Raw genomic sequence first — 346 nt, 5'->3', positions numbered from 1 at the left:
CGCTGATGATGCACTGGGCGCCCATCAGCCGGGCGGCGGTCACCGTCTTGAGCAGGTGCTGGGCGACCATGGTGTCCACCGTGGGTACGCCGGTGATGTCGATGATGGCGATGTCCGACCCGGTCTGGACGATCTTTTCCAGCAGCGACTCCATCACCACCTGGGTGCGGTTGCTGTCCAGCGCGCCGATCAGCGGGATGGCCAGGATGCCGTCCCACAGCTCCACCACCGGGGTGGACAGTTCCAGCATGCTTTCCTGCTGCTCGCGGATCACCGTCTCGCGACCGCTCATGAAGCTTTCCATGCTGTACAGACCGAGATCGTCGATCAGCCGGGTGGCGGCCCA

The 346-nt window shown here is 64.7% G+C and carries 1 protein-coding gene; it reads right to left on the bottom strand.

Annotation, left to right across the window (positions count from 1 at the left end; translation table 11 throughout):
* Positions 1-346, bottom strand: a 346-nt coding sequence (locus FS767_RS21800; protein WP_144968180.1) for an STAS domain-containing protein, incomplete at both ends; no start/stop codon positions are given.

The sequence above is a fragment of the Pseudomonas sp. DE0010 genome (assembly GCF_007680745.1).
Lineage (GTDB): Bacteria > Pseudomonadota > Gammaproteobacteria > Pseudomonadales > Pseudomonadaceae > Aquipseudomonas > Aquipseudomonas parafulva_B.
This window is presented reverse-complemented; position numbering and strand designations above follow the sequence as displayed.